This is a genomic window from Stenotrophomonas maltophilia (genome assembly GCF_025642255.1).
Taxonomy (GTDB): domain Bacteria; phylum Pseudomonadota; class Gammaproteobacteria; order Xanthomonadales; family Xanthomonadaceae; genus Stenotrophomonas; species Stenotrophomonas maltophilia_P.
Genome location: NZ_CP106759.1, coordinates 2,653,318 through 2,670,562, shown reverse-complemented (window position 1 = coordinate 2,670,562; position 17,245 = coordinate 2,653,318). Strand labels below are relative to the sequence as shown.

Here is a 17,245-nt window from a genome sequence, read left to right as displayed (position 1 = left end):
TGCATGTGTGGATTGGCGGGAATGCTGTTGCCGGCACCGATGGTGCCGGCCGAGGAACTGCAGGCACAGGCCCTGGCCATGGGCCAGGCGCTGCACCATCGCGGGCCGGATGATGGTGGCACCTGGGTCGATGCCGCTGCCGGGATCGCACTGGCGCACCGCCGGCTGAGCATCCTCGATCTGTCCCCGCTGGGCCACCAGCCGATGGCATCGTCCGACGGCCGCTATGTGATGGCCTACAACGGCGAGGTCTACAACTTCGCGGCCCTGCGCGCCGAGCTGGAGCCGCTGGGCCATGCGTTCCGTGGCCACTCCGATACCGAGGTGCTGCTGGCTGCGATCCTGCAGTGGGGCCTGGAAGACACCCTGCAGCGCTGCAACGGCATGTTCGCCATCGCTCTGTGGGACCGCAGCGAGCAGTGCCTCTGGCTGGCCCGCGACCGGGTCGGCAAGAAGCCACTGTACTACGGCTGGGCCGGTGACGCGCTGGTGTTCGGTTCCGAGCTGAAGGCACTGTGGCAGCATCCAGCGTTCGACAACGATATCGATCGGGATGCGTTGACGCTGCTGTTGCGGCTGGATTACATCCCGGCGCCGCACAGCATCCATCAGCGCTGCTACAAGCTGATGCCCGGCCGGGTGCTGCGGGTGGATGCGCCGATGGTTGCCGCCGGAGCCGGCGCGCACCGGCCGGAGCAGGCGCAGCGTCCGTACTGGGACGCGCGTGCGCGCATGCAGGCCGCACTGGCTGCACCCTTCCAGGGCCGCATCGAGGAGGCCGAGGAGCAGCTTGATGCCCTGCTGCGCGACGCCGTGGCGTTGCGCATGGTCGCGGACGTGCCCGTCGGCGTGTTCCTGTCCGGGGGGACCGATTCGTCGCTGGTGGCGGCGCTGATGCAGGCGCAGAGCAGGCAGCCGGTGCACAGCTTCAGCATCGGCTTCCAGGATTCAAGCCACGATGAGGCACCGCTGGCCAGGGAACTGGCCGCGCATCTGGGCTGCGACCACACCGAGCTCTACGTCAGCGGGGCCGACGCACTGGCGGTGGTGCCGCAGTTGCCGACGATGTTCGACGAGCCTTTTGCCGATGCCTCGCAGGTGCCGACCGCGCTGGTGGCCCGGCTGGCAAGGCAGGGGGTGACCGTGGCCTTGTCCGGCGATGGTGGCGATGAGCTGTTCTTCGGCTACACCCGCTACGTGCGCGCGCTGCGCAACTGGCAGATGCTGGGTCGCGTGCCGGGCCCGCTGCGGCGGTGGATGGGGGCCCGCGCGCAGCAGCAGGGCGAGGCGTCGCGCACGGGAGGCCTGGCGGCGCTGCTGGCCGAAACCGGCGCCCGCGGCATCGGCGATGTGTACCGCAACCGCATTTCGCGCTGGCGTGACCCGGCGGCGGTGGTGCCCGGTGCGCAGCCGGCTGGCAGCTTCTATGACCTGGCCGATCCGCTGCACGGCGCGGGCACGCCGGCAGACGCGATGATGCTGGCCGATTTCGTGACCTACCTGCCTGATGACCTGCTGTGCAAGGTCGACCGCACTTCGATGGCGGTCAGCCTGGAGGCGCGTGCGCCGTTGCTGGACTGGCGGGTGGCCCAGTTCGCCTGGTCGCTGCCGCTGGGCTTCAAGCGCAGTGAAACGACCAGCAAGGTCCTGCTCAAGCGCGTGCTGGGCCGATACGTCCCGCACGCGATGGTGCACCGGCCCAAGCGTGGTTTCGGTGCGCCTGTCAGCGACTGGCTGAAGGGCGACCTGCGGCCGTGGGCCGACGATCTGCTGCAGCCTTCGCGGCTGGAACGCGAAGGCGTGCTGTCGGCGGCCGCGGTGCAGCCGCTGTGGCAGCAGTTCCTTGGCGGCCAGCGCAAGTGGCACACGCATCTGTGGAACGTGCTGATGTTCCAGGCATGGCAGGCCCACTGGCGCCAGGTCCGGGCCAGCGTCGGCGGCTGACCTTCACTGCCTGGAAAGGGGACGGTGAATAGGATGGGTTTCCCGCACCATGAGGAGTCCGTCCGATGTCCGTTCCCACCATCGCCGTGTTCGTCGGAAGCCTGCGCCGGGAGTCATGCAACCGCCGGCTGGCCCATGCACTTGAAAAGCTTGCCGGCGACCGGGCCCGGTTCCAGTACGTGCAGATCCGCGACCTTCCCCTGTATGACCAGGATTTCGACGCCGATTACCCGCCATCGTGTGTCCGCCTGAAGGAGCAGGTGCGTGCCGCCGACGCCGTGCTGTTCGTGACACCCGAATACAACCGTTCGGTGCCGGGCGTGCTGAAGAACGCCATCGACATCGGCTCGCGCCCCTATGGCGACAGCGCATTCGCAGGCAAGCCCGCTGCGGTGATCGGTGCGTCCATCGGCCAGATCGGCACCGCGGTGGCCCAGCAGCACCTGCGCAACAGCCTGGCCTTCCTCGACATGCATGTGCTCGGCCAGCCGGAGGCGTTCATTCATTTCAAGGACGGCCTGATCGACGCCGACGGTACGATCCACAACGACGCCACGCGGGAATTCCTGCAGGGGTATGTGGACCGGTTCCTGGCGCTGATCGCGGTGCACGTGAAGGGCGATTGAGACGTATGGGGTCAGAGCCCTCTGCGTTGCAGAGGGATCCGACCCCAGCCACATCCGGGGTCGAATCCCGGCGCGCAGCGGCGGGCTCTGACCCCACTTGCAGCTGAGCGGGCCAGAGCCCGTACGCTGCACGGAATCCGACCCTGGCCGGCTGATCTGCGATAATGACGCACTCGGGCGTCGCACGGGCGCCCGTCGCAGGCAGTGCGACGCCTCCGCGCCATTCTGGCCAGGCTCCGGCGGATATCCCCCGTTCTTCCACGGCTTATCCACAGGCTTGTCCATGGCCGCCAGGGTCGGCGCATGCCTACACTCGTCTGGCCCCACTTTTGCAGGAAACACCGCCGCATGTCCGCCCGTCCCGGCTTCCGTTCCAACCGCAGAGACCGCGGTGATGGCTTCGAACGCGATGATTCGCGCATCGACCAGCTGCGGGTGCCACCGCATTCGGTGGAGGCCGAGCAGGCGGTGCTGGGTGGCCTGATGCTGGCACCCGAAGCGTTCGACCGGGTCAACGACCAGCTGACCGAGACCGACTTCTATCGCCGCGATCATCAGATGATCTACCGCGCGATCCGAGAGCTGTCCGAGCGTGACCGACCCTTCGATGCGGTGACGCTGGGCGAATGGTTCGAATCGCAGGGCAAGCTGGAGCTGGTAGGGGATGGCGCTTATCTGATCGAACTGGCCAGCACCACGCCGTCGGCGGCGAACATCGCTGCCTACGCCGAGATCGTACGTGACAAGGCGGTGCTGCGGCAGCTGATCCAGGTCGGTACCGACATCGTCAACGATGGTTTCCAGCCGGAAGGCCGCGACAGCAGCGAGCTGCTGGCGTCGGCGGAAAAGAGCGTGTTCGCCATTGCCGAGCAGGGCGCACGCGGGCGTACGGATTTCGTCGCCATGCCCGGCGCGCTGAAGGATGCCTTCGAGGAACTGCGCAACCGCTTCGAGAACGGCGGCAACATCACCGGCCTGCCAACCGGCTACAACGATTTCGACGCGATGACGGCCGGCCTGCAGCCGACCGACCTGATCATCCTGGCCGCGCGCCCGGCGATGGGCAAGACCACCTTCGCGCTGAACATCGCCGAGTATGCGGCGATCAAGTCGAAGAAGGGCGTGGCGGTGTTCTCGATGGAAATGTCCGCATCACAGCTGGCGATGCGACTGATCTCCTCCAATGGCCGGATCAACGCGCAGCGCCTGCGTACCGGCCAGCTGGAAGACGAGGACTGGAGCCGCGTCACCAGCGCGATCAAGATGCTGAAGGAAACCAAGATCTTCATCGACGACACGCCGGGCGTATCGCCGGAAGTGCTGCGCTCCAAGTGCCGCCGCCTCAAGCGCGAGCACGACCTGGGCCTGATCGTGATCGATTACCTGCAGCTGATGAGCGTGCCCGGCAACAGCGAGAACCGCGCGACAGAAATCTCGGAGATCTCGCGTTCGCTGAAGGGCCTGGCCAAGGAGCTGAACGTGCCGGTGATCGCACTTTCCCAGCTCAACCGCTCGCTGGAAACGCGTACCGACAAGCGCCCGGTGATGGCTGACCTGCGCGAATCGGGCGCCATCGAGCAGGACGCGGACATGATCGTGTTCATCTACCGCGACGACTACTACAACAAGGAAAACTCACCGGACAAGGGCCTGGCCGAAATCATCATCGGCAAGCACCGTGGCGGCCCGACCGGTTCGTGCAAACTGAAGTTCTTCGGCGAGTACACGCGTTTCGACAATCTGGCCCACGATTCGGTCGGTTCGTTCGAGTAGGGCTGCCGGCCGCGGGCCGGCGATCTCCTTCTGTTCTGCAAGAGCCGGGCGCGTGCCCGGCTCTTTGCGTTGGTGCGCGCGCAAGGCGCGTACCTTGCCGGGCGATGGTCACATGACGTGTAACTGACATGTAACTGGGCCTTCCTACCATGCCGCCGCTGTCCTCCCACTTCCGACGCCCGTCGCTGGCGTCCAGCGCGTCCAAGGAATCCGCCTCCCATGCCGTCCCACGCTCCGCTCCGCCGCAATCTGCTGGCTCTGCTGGTCTGTGCCTCGCTGCCGTCGCTGGCGGCCGCTGAAACCGCCCCCACCTCCGATACACAGTCGGCGACCACCCTCGATTCGATCTCGGTGATCGGCCGCGGCGAAGCGCGCCAGGTGCAGCGTGTCACCGCCGAGGACATGAAGGTGCTGCCGCCGGGCGCGAATCCGCTCAAGCTGCTGGCCAGCAAGCCGGGCGTGCATTTCGAGTCGGGTGACGCCACCGGTGCCTACGAGTGGTCGACCAGCATCAGCCTGCGCGGCTTCAACCAGAACCGGCTTGGCTACACGCTGGACGGCATTCCGCTGGGCAACATGAGCTACGGCAACAGCAATGGCCTGCATGTCAGCCGCGCGGTCATCAGCGAGAACCTGGGCGGTGCGGAAGTCTCCACCGGCATCGGCGCGCTGGGGACGCCGTCCACCAGCAACCTGGGGGGCGTGTTCCAGTTCTATTCGATCGATCCTTCCACCGAGTACGGCGTGGTGCTGGCGCAGGGCTTCGGCAGCGACAACGCGCGGCGCAGCTATGCCCGCCTGGAGACCGGCGAGCACCAAGGGTTTGCCGCGTACCTGTCCGGCGTGTACTCCGAAGGCGACAAGTGGAAGGGGAAGGGCTCGCAGGAGCTCAAGCAGTTCAACGGCAAGGCCGTTTACAACTTCGGCGTGGACAGCAGGATCACCGCGCTGTTCAACGCATCACGCCGGGTCGAGGCGGACTACCAGGATCTGTCGCTGGAGATGATCGACCGCCTGGGCTGGAACTGGGACAACTACGCGCCGGACTGGGACCGCGCGCTGGCCGCGGCACGCGGGCAGTTCAGTGGCGGCGTCAACAGCCCCTGGGATGCGTACTACTCCGGTCATGGCCTGCGCAACGACGATATCTCCAGCGTCGCCGGCGACTTCGGCCTCAACGAAGCGATGCGCCTGAAGGTCAATGTCTACAATCACAGCAATCGCGGGCAGGGCCACTGGTTCAGTCCGTCCAATCCTTCCAATCCGGGCACCGCGCGCGAGATCCCGATCTCGATCCGCACCACCGAGTACGCGATCGACCGTACAGGCGTGACCTCCGCGTTCACCTGGAACGTCGGCGGGCACGAGCTGGAAGCCGGCCTGTGGTACGAGGACAACGGGCACAGCGTGCAGCGCAACTTCTACTACATCGATGGCCCGATCACCGACGACTTCTTCCTGCGCAATCCGGACCAGCGCGTGTGGCGCCAGCTCTACACCACCATCACCCGCCAGTTCTATGTGCAGGACCGCTTCCGCCTGTTCGACGACCGCCTGACGGTGGACATCGGCGCGAAGTCGCCGCACACCCGCACCCGCGTCCGCACGCCGCTGGGCAGCTATGCCAACAACAGCAGCCTGACCTCCAGCAAGGGACTGCTGCCGCAGGCCGGCTTCAATTTCAAGCTCAACGAAGGCAATGAAATCTTCGGTTCGTTCGCCAGGAACATCGCCGCCTATGCGCTGGGCGTGGGCAGTCCGTTCAACGTGCCGCAGCAGGCCTTCGACGCCAGTGCACGCAACCTCAAGCCGGAGCAGTCGCGCACGATCGAACTGGGCTGGCGCGGCTACGGGCAGGGGTATGAGGCGTCGGTCGCGGTGTACGACGTGAAGTTCGACAACCGCCTGCTTGCCATCGCCCAGTGCGTGGGCATCCTCGGCTGCCCTGCGTTGTTCTCCAACGTCGGTTCGGTGACCAGCCGCGGTGCCGAGGCGACCCTGCAGCTGAAGCCGGTGCAGGACGTGACCTGGTCCAACGCGCTGTCGTGGAACGACAGCACCTACGACGACGACTACGTCAACAACGGGGTGGTACCGACCCGCGGCAGGAAGACCGTGGATACGCCGGAATGGATGTTCGCCAGCACCCTGGCCTGGACGCCGGGCCCGTGGGACATGCGCCTGTCCGCCAACCATGTCGGCAAGCGTTACGTGACCTATACCAATGACCTGTCGGTTCCCAGCTACTGGCTGGTCAACGCCTCGGTGGCTTACGATTTCGGCTCCCTGGGGCCCGCGCAGAACCTGACAGTGGCAGTGAACCTGACCAACCTGGCGGACAAGCGTTACCTGTCTTCGATCAACACCAACGGCACCTATGCCGCAGATCCCACGCGCAGCCTCGCGACCATGCAGGTGGGTGCGCCGCGGCAGGTGATGGCGACGGCGACCGTGCGCTTCTGATGCAGCGGCCCATGGATCCGGAGCACCGTCGTCGCCTGCTGCGCATGGCGTGGCAGGGTACGGGGGCGGCGATCGCACTGGCGGCGATGCCGGGGCTGGCCGCGGCAGGCCCACGGCCACGTCTGGGCCGCGATCCGTTCACCCTCGGCGTCGCCGCCGGCGATCCGGATCCGCAGGGGGCGATGCTGTGGACACGGCTCGCCCCCGATCCGCTCAACGGCGGTGGCATGCCGCCGCGGGCGGTGCCGGTGCGCTGGTTCGTGGCCGAAGATCCCGGCATGCGCCGTCCGGTGCAGCGTGGCGTCGCCGCAGCGGTGCCCGAGCTGGCGCATTCGGTGCACGTGGAGATCAATGGCCTTCGTCCCGGCCGTGACTATTACTACCGTTTTGCCTGCGACGGTGATGAGGAAAGCACGGTCGGCCACTTCCGCACCGCGCCGCTGCCGGACGCGCAGCTGCAGCAGCTGCGCCTGGCCCTGTGCACCTGCCAGGCCTGGAACAGCGGCTACTACCCGGTACTGCGTGATATCGCGCGGAGCGATGTCGACCTGGTGCTGCATGCCGGCGACTATCTGTACGAGTACAGTCCACTGCAGAACGCACGCGGCCGCACACTGGATGCGGAGCGATTCAGCGGCGAGACCGTCAGTCTGCAGCGTTATCGCGACCAGTACGCGCTGTACAAGCTCGATCCGGACCTGCAGGCAGCGCACGCCGCGCACGCCTTCGCGGTGATCTGGGATGACCATGAGGTGCAGAACGACTATTCCGGCGTCCATCCTGAAAAGGACAGCGTGCCGGTGGAGGACTTCATCGTCCGGCGGGCCGCTGCCTATCGCGCCTTCTACGAGCACCTGCCCATGCGCAGCACTCCGGCCGGCAATGGTGGCCTGCGGGTGCACCGGCGCCTGCGCTACGGCGACCTTGCGCAGCTGAGCCTGCTCGACTGCCGCCAGTTCCGCCCGGCCAACCCCTGCGGTGTGGGCGAGTCACCGCGCTGCGAGGCGGCACTGGACCCGCGCATGAGCATGCTCGGGTCCGGCCAGGAGGCGTGGTTCGCACAGTCGATGGCGGCCGCGCGGGGCACGCGCTGGAATGTGGTGGTGCAGCAGCTGCTGATGGCGCAGCTGCGGCTGGACGGCGGCACCCCGCGCGAGCGGTTCTGGAACGATGCCTGGGATGGGTATCCTGCCGCGCGCAACCGGTTGCTGCAGGCGCTGCAGGCGGGCGGGCAGGGCAATGCGATCGTGCTGGGAGGCGACTGGCATTCCACCTTCGTCAACGATCTGAAGCTGGACTTCGATGCGGCCGATGCTCCCGTGGTGGCCACCGAGTTCATCGCGCCCGCCATCAGCAGTGGCGGAGACGACACACCGTATGGCCCTTACTACGGACCGTCGATTCCCCTGAATCCGCACATCCGCTATTTCGACGGCGACCGCCGTGGCTGGTGGAGGCTGCAGCTCAACCGGCAGGCCGTGGATGCGGAACTGCGCTTGGCCGACAGCGTGCTGCGTACCGATGCCGCGGTGCGGACCGCCGCGCGTTTCCAGGTCGCCCACGGCCGCCCGGGGGCGGTGCAGGTATAGCGGCTGCGTTCCGGGTTTCATCGCGCCCTGCCGGGTTTCGTCGCAAACCGTTTGCTCCCTCCGGGGCAGGGCGGCACTGTGGTCGCAGGCGGCAAGGGGCCGCTGCAAGGAGACCGTGATGAAGACCCTGTTCGCGCTGGGCGTGTGGTGCCTGCTGTTCGTGCTGTGCTGGCCGTTGGCGATCCTTGCCCTGATCGCCTGGCCGTTCGTGTGGCTGCTGAGCCTGCCGTTCCGCCTGGTCGGCATCACGTTCTCGGCGCTGTTCGCGTTCCTGCGCGCGCTGTTCATGCTGCCGGCACGCCTGCTGGGTGGCGGCCGCGGTCCGGTGGCTGCGTGATGACGCCGGCCATCGCGGTACTGGTATTGGCGCTCGCGGCGCCGGCCCCTGCCACGCCCGCGACACCACCGTCCGCCTGGCTGGAACGCCAGCAGACCGCCGCTGCCGACGAAGCGGATGCTGCGGCGGCCAAGCTCGCCAAGCCTGACAGGCCCAAGGAACGCTGCAGGGTGGTGAAGGAATGGAAGGTGGGTGAAACCGTGGTGCAGCATCGCATCTGTGACGATGCACCGGAGCCGCCTGCTGGAAAGGTGTAGCGCCGGGCCCATGCTCGGCTCCACATCAGAAGGCCAAACAAAAAAACCCCGCCGAGGCGGGGTTTTCCTGTCATGCCACCGGGCCGATCAATTGGCCTTGTGGATGGCGCGCTTGCTGACCGCCATCGCCGCGTCGTGGACCACTTCCGACAGCGACGGGTGGGCGTGGCAGATACGGGCCAGATCATCGGCCGAACCGCTGAACTCCATGGTCAGCACGCCTTCGTGCACCAGCTCGGACACGTTGGCGCCGACCAGGTGCATGCCGAGGATGCGATCAGTCTCGGCATGCGCCAGGATCTTCACGAAACCTGCCGGCTCGATCATTGCCACGGCACGGCCGTTGGCGGCGAACGGGAAGCTGCCGGCCTTGTACGGGATGCCTTCGGCCTTCAGCTGTGCCTCGGTCTTGCCCACCCAGGCCAGTTCCGGCTCGGTGTAGATGACCCACGGAATCGTGTCGAAGTTGACGTGACCCGGCAGGCCGGCGATCAGTTCGGCCACGGCGATGCCTTCCTCGAAGCCCTTGTGCGCCAGCATCGGGCCGCGCACGCAGTCGCCCACCGCCCAGACGCCATCGACGCCGGTGTGGCAATGCGCATCGACTTCGATCTGGCCACGCTCGTTGACCTTCACGCCGGTGCCTTCGGCCAGCAGGCCCTTGGTGGCAGCGCGACGGCCGACGGCCACCAGCAGCTTGTCCACGGTCAGGGTCTTCTCGCCTTCGCTGTCGGTGTAGGTGACAACGACTTCCTTCTTCTTGCCCTTGCCGGTGATCTCGGTCTTGGAGACCTTGGCGCCCAGGCGGATGTCCAGGCCCTGCTTCTTGAATTCCTTGGCCGCGGTCTTGGCGACTTCGGCGTCGGCGACGGCCAGGAACTCCGGCAGCGCCTCGAGGATGGTGACTTCAGCGCCCAGGCGCTTCCACACGCTGCCCAGCTCCAGACCGATCACGCCGGCGCCGATCACCGCCAGGCGGTTCGGCACTTCGGTGAAGTCCAGGCCGCCGACGTTGTCGACGATGGTCTCGCCGTCGAACTTGGCGAACGGCAGTTCGATCGAATCCGAACCGGCGGCGATGATGACGTTGGTGCCCTTCAGCTCGACTTCCGAGCCGTCGTGCTGCTTCACCTTGACCACGTTGCCCGGCTGCAGTTCGCCGAAGCCGTAGTAGGTGGCGACCTTGTTGGCCTTGAACAGCATGGCGATGCCGCCGGTGAACTGCTTGACGATCTTGTCCTTGCGGCCAACCATCGCCTCGACGTCCATCTTGGCGTCCTTGAAGCTGATGCCGTGGTCGCCAAAGATGTGGCTCATGTTCCAGAACTGGCGCGAGGAATCCAGCAGCGCCTTGGACGGGATGCAGCCCACGCGCAGGCAGGTGCCGCCCAGCGCCGGCTTGCCATCCTTGCCCAGCGCTGCGTCGATGCAGGCGGTCTTCAGGCCCAGCTGGGCCGCGCGGATGGCAGCGTGGTAACCGGCCGGGCCCGCACCGATGACGACGACGTCGAATTGTTCAGCCATTGAATTAGTCCTTGATGCTTTACCGGAACCCCCTTCCGCGCGGGCGCGGAAGAGGGCGGGAGGTCTTACAGGCCGAACAGCATGCGGCCCGGGTTTTCCAGCTGGTTCTTGATGTCCACCAGGAACTGCACCGAGTCCTTGCCGTCGATGATGCGGTGGTCGTAGGACAGCGCCAGGTACATCATCGGCGCGATCACGACCTGGCCGTTCTGGGCGATCGGACGCTCCTTGATGGCGTGCATGCCCAGGATGGCGCTCTGCGGCGGGTTGATGATCGGCGTGGACAGCAGCGAGCCGAAGGTGCCGCCGTTGGTCACGGTGAAGGTGCCGCCCTGCAGTTCTTCCAGGCTCAGCTTGCCGTCACGGGCCTTCTTGGCGTAGTCGGCGATGGTCTTCTCGATGTCGGCGAACGACATGCGCTCGACGTTGCGCAGCACCGGGGTCACCAGGCCCTTCTCGGTCGACACGGCGATGGAGATGTCCGAGTAGCCGTGGTAGATGATGTCGTCACCATCGATCGACGCGTTGACCAGCGGGAAGCGCTGCAGCGCGTTGGCGGCGGCCTTCACGAAGAAGCTCATGAAGCCCAGCTTGATGCCGTGGGCCTTGACGAACTCGTCCTGCAGTTCCTTGCGCGCGGCCGACACCTTGGACAGGTCGACTTCATTGAAGGTGGTCAGCATGGCGGTGGAGTTCTTGGACTCCATCAGGCGTTCGGCGATGCGCTTGCGGATGCGGGTCATCGGCACGCGTTCTTCCGGACGTGCGCCACCGGCCTTGCCGGCGCCGCCGTTGCGGGCGAAGTTGACGATGTCTTCCTTGGTCACCGCGCCGCGACGGCCGGTGCCGTCCACGTCGGCCGGGTTCACGCCCTCGGTGATGGCGGTGAAGCGGGCACCCGGCGGCAGCGCATCGGCGGCCGACTTGGCTGCCGGGGCCGGAGCCGCGGCGGGAGCCGGAGCAGCGGCTGCGGCCGGAGCCGGGGCATCGGCCTTCTTCTCTTCAGCGGCCGGAGCCGGGGCAGCCGCCACGGCGCCTTCCTCGATGATCGCCACGACCTGGCTGGAGGTCACGGTGGCGCCCACGTCGAACTTGATCTCCTTCAGCACGCCATCGACCGGCGACGGCACTTCCAGGACGACCTTGTCGGTTTCCAGGTCAAGCAGGTTTTCGTCGCGCTTGACGGCGTCGCCCACCTTCTTGTGCCAGGTGGCGATGGTGCCGTCGGCGACGGATTCGGGCAGTACCGGGGCTTTGACTTCGGTGGCCATGCGGGAGCTTCCTGGTTTGTCTTCTAAATAAGGGGGAGGAGAGTTATTCAGCGACCTGGTCGTTGAACGGGTTGACCAGTGCGTCGGCAATCAGCTGCTGCTGCTCGCGGACATGGTCAGCCATGTGACCGGCAGCCGGCGACGCCGAACGTGCGCGACCGGCGTAATGCAGGTTCTGGCCCTCGGCCAGGCAGAACTGCAGGTGGTGGCGGATCTGGTACCACGCGCCCTGGTTCTGCGGTTCTTCCTGCGTCCACACCACGTCGGTGGCCTTGCCATACTTCTTCAGTTCGGCAGCCAGCAGGGCACGCGGGAACGGATACAGCTGCTCCACGCGGATGATCGCCACGTCGTCCTGGCCACGCTTGGTCTGGTCTTCCAGCAGGTCGTAGTAGACCTTGCCCGAGCACAGCACCACGCGCTTGACCTTCTTGGCGTCGGCATTGGCATCGCCGATCAGGTGCTGGAACTCGCCGTTGGCCAGCTCGTCCAGGGTCGACACCGCCAGCTTGTGGCGCAGCAGCGACTTCGGCGACATCACCACCAGCGGCTTGCGGGTGGTCATGTGCAGCTGGCGACGCAGCATGTGGAAGGCCTGGGCCGGGGTCGACGGCACGACCACCAGCATGTTCTCCAGCGCGCACAGCTGCAGGAAGCGCTCCAGGCGCGCCGAGCTGTGTTCCGGGCCTTGCCCTTCATAGCCATGCGGCAGCAGCAGGGTCAGGCCGGAAATGCGGCCCCACTTGGCTTCACCGGCGGCGATGAACTGATCGATCACCACCTGGGCGCCGTTGGCGAAGTCGCCGAACTGGCCTTCCCAGATGCACAGCGTGTTCGGATCGGTGGTGGAGAAGCCGTACTCGTAGGCCATCACCGCTTCTTCGCTCAGCAGCGAATCGATGACGGTGGCCTTCTCCGGCGAATCCACCAGCTGCCGCAGCGGCATGTAGTAGTTGTCGGTCTTCTGGTCGTGCAGGATCGCATGGCGGTGCGTGAACGTACCGCGGCCGACGTCCTGGCCGACCAGGCGCAGTGCATGGCCTTCGTCCAGCAGGGTGGCGTAGGCCAGGTTTTCGGCAAAGCCCCAGTCGCCCGGAATCTCGCCAGCGGCCATCTTGCGGCGGTCGTCGTAGACCTTGGCCACGCGCGAGTGCAGCTGCACTTCGTCCGGGATGGTGTTGATCAGCTTGGCCAGCTCGACCAGCTTGTTCTTCTCGACCTTGGTCGAGACCGGGTCGGACAGCTTGCCTTCCAGCAGCTTCGGCCAATCAACGAACAGCGGGCTGCTCGGCGGAGTCTTCTCGACCTTGGCCAGTTCGGTGGTCACTTCGCCGGCGTCCAGCTTCTCGCGGTAGGCATCGACCATCGCCTTGCCGGCGCCGGCGGCGATCACGCCCGCCTTTTCCAGCTGCTCGGCATATATCTCGCGGGTGGTCGGGTGCTTGCGGATCACCTGGTACATCAGCGGCTGGGTGATCGCCGGCTCGTCGGCCTCGTTGTGGCCCCAACGGCGGTAGCACATCAGGTCGATGACCACGTCCTTGGCGAACTTCTGGCGGAACTCGAACGCCAGCTGCGCGGCGAACACGACCGCTTCCGGGTCATCTCCGTTCACGTGCAGCACCGGTGCGGCAATCATCTTCGCCACGTCGGTGGCATAGCGCGTGGAGCGCGTATCCAGCGGATTGGAGGTGGTGAAGCCGACCTGGTTGTTGACCACGATGTGCACGGTGCCGCCGACGGCGAAGCCGCGGGCCTGCGACATCTGGAACAGTTCCATGACCACGCCCTGGCCGGAGAAGGCCGCGTCGCCGTGGATCAGGATCGGCATGACCTGCTTGCGGGCGGTGTCCTTGCGGCGCTCCTGGCGCGAACGCACGGAACCGGCCACGACCGGGTCGGCGATTTCAAGGTGCGACGGGTTGAACGCCAGCGCCAGGTGGACCGGGCCACCCTCGGTGGCCACGTCGGCGGAGAAGCCCATGTGGTACTTCACGTCGCCGGCCGAGGCGTGCTCGTCGTGCTCGAACTTGCCTTCGAACTCGTCGAACAGCTTGCGCGGGTTCTTGCCCAGGGTGTTGACCAGCACGTTCAGGCGGCCGCGGTGGGCCATGCCGATCACCACGTCCTTGACGCCGTCCTTGCCGGCGCTGCGGATGATGGTGTCCATCATCGGGATCAGCGCATCGCCGCCTTCCAGCGAGAAGCGCTTCTGGCCGACGTACTTGGTGTGCAGGTAGCGCTCCAGGCCTTCGGCCGCGGTCAGGCGCTCCAGGGTGCGGCGCTGGGTGTCAGCGTCCAGCTGGTAGTTGCCGCCGGCCAGTTCCAGCTTCTTGTAGATCCACTGGCGCTGCTCGACCTCGGCGATGTGCATGAACTCCGCACCGATCGAACCGGTGTAGGTCGCCTTAAGGCGCGCCAGCAGATCGCGCAGCTTCATGCGCGGCTGGCCGCCGACGCCACCGGTGCTGAACTCGCTGTTGAGGTCGGCATCGGACAGGCTGTGGAACGGCAGGCCCAGGTCCGGCGTATTGACCGGCGCAGCCAGGCCCAGCGGGTCCAGGCGGGCGTCCAGGTGGCCGCGCGAGCGGTAGGCGGTGATCAGACGACCGACATTGCGCTCACGCTCGTCGCCCGCACCTGCGCCGGTGCCGGCCTTCAGCGCATCCTTGGCCGCGTCCGCGATGTGGGAAATGACGGCCGAGTGCGGAATGTCACCTGCTTCGCGGCCCTTGAAGCCGTCGAAGTAGGTCTTCCATTTGGGATCGACACTGTCCGGGGAGACGAGGTACTGCTCGTACAGGTCCTCGACATAGGAGGCGTTGCCGCCGGCGAGTTGCGAAGATTGCGCAAACTGCTTCAGTAGATTGTCCACGATGGAGGGTGTTGATTCGCTTTGTGGGGTATGGCTTAAGAAGGACCCGGCAGGAAGATGAATAGCCCTGCGCAGGCGCGTTCAAACAGCCAAATTGTACCCCCATCCGGACACGAAGGGGCATCGCGGAGGCCATCGTGCGTCCCCCGGTGCCGCTTCCAGACAGGTTGAACCCGACCGTCGCGCTCAGAGGCCAAGCGCGCGGAGTTCGCTGCAATCGCGCGAACGGTCCCAGACGCGCTGCAATTGCTGCTCGAACTGCCGCGAACGTGCCGGCAGCGCGATGCCGGCCTCGCCGTCGAGGCGATGGCCGATCAGACGAAAGTAGAAGTCGCCCCTGTCATTGATCAGGCAGGCGGACGCCAGTGCCCGGTCGACCGGATCGGCCACCTCGCGGAACAGGATCACGCTGGGCAGCCGCTGTGCCATCGCCAGCAGCGGCGCGCCGGCACGGCCAATGGCTGCCGCGTCATGCACGATCACCCGCAGCTGCTTGTCGTGGCGGGCACTGGCGAAGCGGCGCAGGGCGGCCTGTACCGGGCCGGCATCGAGCAGGCCCGGGTCCAGCAGGTGGCTGTGCAGCCATACCTGGCGACGGGCACGGTGGAGGAGGGCGGTGGTGGCGGCCACGGCCTCGGCGTGGCTGTTGATCGCGCTGGCCGCGTCCAGCCGGCGGCGCATCTGCTGGTGCCCCAGGCCGGCCTCCTCGAAGACCTCGCCCTCAGGCAGGAAGCCCTGCCGCGCGTAGAAGTCGCGGGCGGGCAGCTGTGCGTGCAGATGCAGCTCGGCCAGGCCGAGGCCATGGCCGGACTCGACCAGGGCCTCGAGCAGGGCTTCACCGATGCCCTGGCTGCGGTGGCTCGCCAGCACTGCCATGCGGCCGACGCGACCATCAGGTGTGAGCCGGCCAGTGCCGACCGGCGTGCCGTCGGCATCCAGCGCCAGTACGTGGGCGCTGACCGGGTCCATCGCGTCGCGCTCCAGTTCGCTGGCAATGCCCTGTTCCTGCACGAACACCTGCTGGCGCACAGCGTGGATGGCGCCATGCGCATCGGCATGACCTACCTGATGGACGCGGATCGAGGGCATGACTCAGGCGCGACCGGCGTCGCTGTCGTCTTCTTCGTCGTCTTCGAAGTTGACGATGACCTCGATGCCATCGTCATGCACGGTCACCACGTGGACATCGTCGGACACGGCGTCGTCATCGATCACCTCCACCTGGTCGCGGCCTTCGACCACCTCACCGAGGACGCCTTCATCCTCGCCCTCGTCGTCGGCGCCATACAGCTCGCTGGGGTCGATCAGCTGGAACACGCCGCCGACCAGCAGCTGCTGGACCACCGCGCGGCCCTTGTCCGACAGTCCGCGATAGGCGGCCGCGTCGAGCTGCTCGGCACCGGCCAGGCGCTGCGCATCCTTCACCGGCAGCGCGAAGTCCTGGCCGCTGACGTACAGGCTGGCGCCCCGCTTGGCCCGCCGCCAGGCCAGGCGGGCCCAGGGGTGGCGTTGCAGCAGAAGGCCGGACTGCAGGGCGGCGACCACCTCTTCCTGTTCCGGCGCGGCCTGGTGGGCCATCACTTCGCCGGCGGCGCGGTAGGTGGTGATGAAGCGGCCGAACCAGTCGCCCAGCTTGTCCGGGTCGTTCATGCGGATGGCGTTGAGGGCGGTGATCACCCGTGCCATCGCCACCGTGTCGATCTCGTTCGGATCGGCCGGCAGCTTCAGGTCGGGGTCCTGGTAGCGGATGTTCTCGTCGGCATCGGCGATCAGGGTGTCCAGGTAGTCACTGATGAGTTCGGCCGAGGACGGCGCGCGCATGCCGAAGGAGAACGTCAGGCAGGGGTCTTCGGCGACGCCATGGTGCGGCACGTTCGGCGGCAGGTACAGCATGTCGCCCGGCGCCAGCACCCAGTCGTGGGTGGGCTTGAACACCTCCAGCAGCTTCAGTTCCACGTCCGGACGGAACCCCAGCGGCGGGCGCCGGCCCTTGATCGACTCGCTGGCGTCGATCTGCCAGCGACGATGGCCCTGGGCCTGCAGCAGGAACACGTCGTACTGGTCGACGTGGGCACCGACCGAGCCGCCGGTGGCGGCGAAGCTGATCATGACGTCGTCCATGCGCCAGCGCGGGAGGAAGCGGAAGTGCTCGATCAGCGCGCGCACGTCCGGGTCCCACTTGTCCACGTCCTGCACCAGCAGGGTCCAGTCGTGGTCGGGCAGGGCGGGGAATACGTCTTCCTGGAACGGGCCGGTACGTACGCGCCAGCCGTCCTGGCGCTTGTCGTGCTCGATCAGGCGTGCCAGCACGCCTTCTTCGCAGGCCAGCCCGGCCAGGTCTTCCGGCTGCACCGGAGACTGGAAATCAGCGAAGGCGTTGCGGATCAGCAGCGGACGCTTCTGCCAGAAATCGCGCAGGAACACGGCCGGGGACATGCCCAGCGGCTGGCCGGGGCGGGCGGTGACTTCGATGAGCGGGGCGGAGGACTTGCGGGCGGCCATGGGGGAATCCTTGCAGCGGAAAGCGGGAGGGCGGCGCGGCGTGCCGCCAAGGCGTCCATTGTCCGACGTTCGTCGGGATTGCGC

At 66.7% G+C, this 17,245-nt stretch carries 12 protein-coding genes; 7 read left to right on the top strand and 5 right to left on the bottom strand.

Annotated elements, in window-relative coordinates; translation table 11 throughout:
- The first annotated feature begins 3 nt into the window (after positions 1-3).
- The 7 genes from asnB (at position 4) to N8888_RS12235 (ending at position 8,989) form a co-directional block, all read left to right on the top strand.
- Positions 4-1,944, top strand: coding sequence for an asparagine synthase (glutamine-hydrolyzing) (gene asnB, locus N8888_RS12265; protein ID WP_263175047.1), 1,941 nt, complete (start codon positions 4-6; stop codon positions 1,942-1,944).
- A gap of 65 nt (positions 1,945-2,009) precedes the next feature.
- On the top strand, positions 2,010-2,570 hold the full coding sequence (locus tag N8888_RS12260; protein WP_053515357.1) for an NADPH-dependent FMN reductase: 561 nt from the start codon (positions 2,010-2,012) through the stop codon (positions 2,568-2,570).
- Positions 2,571-2,918: 348 nt separating this feature from the next.
- The gene (locus N8888_RS12255; RefSeq protein WP_053515359.1) at positions 2,919-4,343 is read left to right on the top strand and encodes a replicative DNA helicase; all 1,425 of its coding nucleotides are present in this window, start codon (positions 2,919-2,921) and stop codon (positions 4,341-4,343) included.
- A 219-nt stretch (positions 4,344-4,562) separates the two neighbouring features.
- Positions 4,563-6,806: a TonB-dependent receptor family protein gene (locus tag N8888_RS12250; RefSeq protein WP_253119556.1), complete on the top strand. Its 2,244-nt coding sequence runs from the start codon at positions 4,563-4,565 to the stop codon at positions 6,804-6,806.
- Complete coding sequence (locus tag N8888_RS12245; protein WP_317629464.1) at positions 6,806-8,395, top strand: alkaline phosphatase D family protein; 1,590 nt, start codon at positions 6,806-6,808, stop codon at positions 8,393-8,395. Before N8888_RS12250 ends, N8888_RS12245 begins: the two co-directional genes overlap by 1 nt.
- A gap of 118 nt (positions 8,396-8,513) precedes the next feature.
- Positions 8,514-8,732, top strand: a complete 219-nt coding sequence (locus N8888_RS12240; protein ID WP_053515365.1) for a hypothetical protein — start codon at positions 8,514-8,516, stop codon at positions 8,730-8,732.
- Complete coding sequence (locus N8888_RS12235) at positions 8,732-8,989, top strand: hypothetical protein (RefSeq protein ID WP_065175461.1); 258 nt, start codon at positions 8,732-8,734, stop codon at positions 8,987-8,989. Before N8888_RS12240 ends, N8888_RS12235 begins: the two co-directional genes overlap by 1 nt.
- An 87-nt stretch (positions 8,990-9,076) precedes the next feature.
- Here N8888_RS12235 and lpdA read toward each other — a convergent pair whose 3' ends face one another.
- The 5 genes from lpdA to N8888_RS12210 form a co-directional block, all read right to left on the bottom strand.
- On the bottom strand, positions 9,077-10,513 hold the full coding sequence (gene lpdA / locus N8888_RS12230; protein WP_053515369.1) for a dihydrolipoyl dehydrogenase: 1,437 nt from the start codon (positions 10,511-10,513) through the stop codon (positions 9,077-9,079).
- Between the two features lie 65 nt (positions 10,514-10,578).
- The gene (gene sucB, locus N8888_RS12225; protein ID WP_065175459.1) at positions 10,579-11,784 is read right to left on the bottom strand and encodes a dihydrolipoyllysine-residue succinyltransferase; all 1,206 of its coding nucleotides are present in this window, start codon (positions 11,782-11,784) and stop codon (positions 10,579-10,581) included.
- 43 nt (positions 11,785-11,827) lie between these two features.
- The gene (locus N8888_RS12220) at positions 11,828-14,659 is read right to left on the bottom strand and encodes a 2-oxoglutarate dehydrogenase E1 component (RefSeq protein WP_263175024.1); all 2,832 of its coding nucleotides are present in this window, start codon (positions 14,657-14,659) and stop codon (positions 11,828-11,830) included.
- A gap of 186 nt (positions 14,660-14,845) precedes the next feature.
- Positions 14,846-15,748 (bottom strand): GNAT family N-acetyltransferase, encoded by a 903-nt coding sequence (locus N8888_RS12215; protein WP_263175022.1) that lies wholly within the window; start codon positions 15,746-15,748, stop codon positions 14,846-14,848.
- Positions 15,749-15,751: 3 nt separating this feature from the next.
- Positions 15,752-17,161, bottom strand: coding sequence for a ribosomal protein uL16 3-hydroxylase (locus tag N8888_RS12210; protein ID WP_180875574.1), 1,410 nt, complete (start codon positions 17,159-17,161; stop codon positions 15,752-15,754).
- Between the last annotated feature and the right edge of the window lie 84 nt (positions 17,162-17,245).

Bases quoted from the DNA above. Each gene is read 5' to 3' on its own strand.
- asnB (WP_263175047.1), top strand. From the start codon at position 4: ATGTGTGGATTGGCGGGAATGCTGTTGCCGGCACCGATGGTGCCGGCC.
- N8888_RS12260 (WP_053515357.1), top strand. From the start codon at position 2,010: ATGTCCGTTCCCACCATCGCCGTGTTCGTCGGAAGCCTGCGCCGGGAG.
- N8888_RS12255 (WP_053515359.1), top strand. From the start codon at position 2,919: ATGTCCGCCCGTCCCGGCTTCCGTTCCAACCGCAGAGACCGCGGTGAT.
- N8888_RS12250 (WP_253119556.1), top strand. From the start codon at position 4,563: ATGCCGTCCCACGCTCCGCTCCGCCGCAATCTGCTGGCTCTGCTGGTC.
- N8888_RS12245 (WP_317629464.1), top strand. From the start codon at position 6,806: ATGCAGCGGCCCATGGATCCGGAGCACCGTCGTCGCCTGCTGCGCATG.
- N8888_RS12240 (WP_053515365.1), top strand. From the start codon at position 8,514: ATGAAGACCCTGTTCGCGCTGGGCGTGTGGTGCCTGCTGTTCGTGCTG.
- N8888_RS12235 (WP_065175461.1), top strand. From the start codon at position 8,732: ATGACGCCGGCCATCGCGGTACTGGTATTGGCGCTCGCGGCGCCGGCC.
- lpdA (WP_053515369.1), bottom strand. From the start codon at position 10,513: ATGGCTGAACAATTCGACGTCGTCGTCATCGGTGCGGGCCCGGCCGGT.
- sucB (WP_065175459.1), bottom strand. From the start codon at position 11,784: ATGGCCACCGAAGTCAAAGCCCCGGTACTGCCCGAATCCGTCGCCGAC.
- N8888_RS12215 (WP_263175022.1), bottom strand. From the start codon at position 15,748: ATGCCCTCGATCCGCGTCCATCAGGTAGGTCATGCCGATGCGCATGGC.
- N8888_RS12210 (WP_180875574.1), bottom strand. From the start codon at position 17,161: ATGGCCGCCCGCAAGTCCTCCGCCCCGCTCATCGAAGTCACCGCCCGC.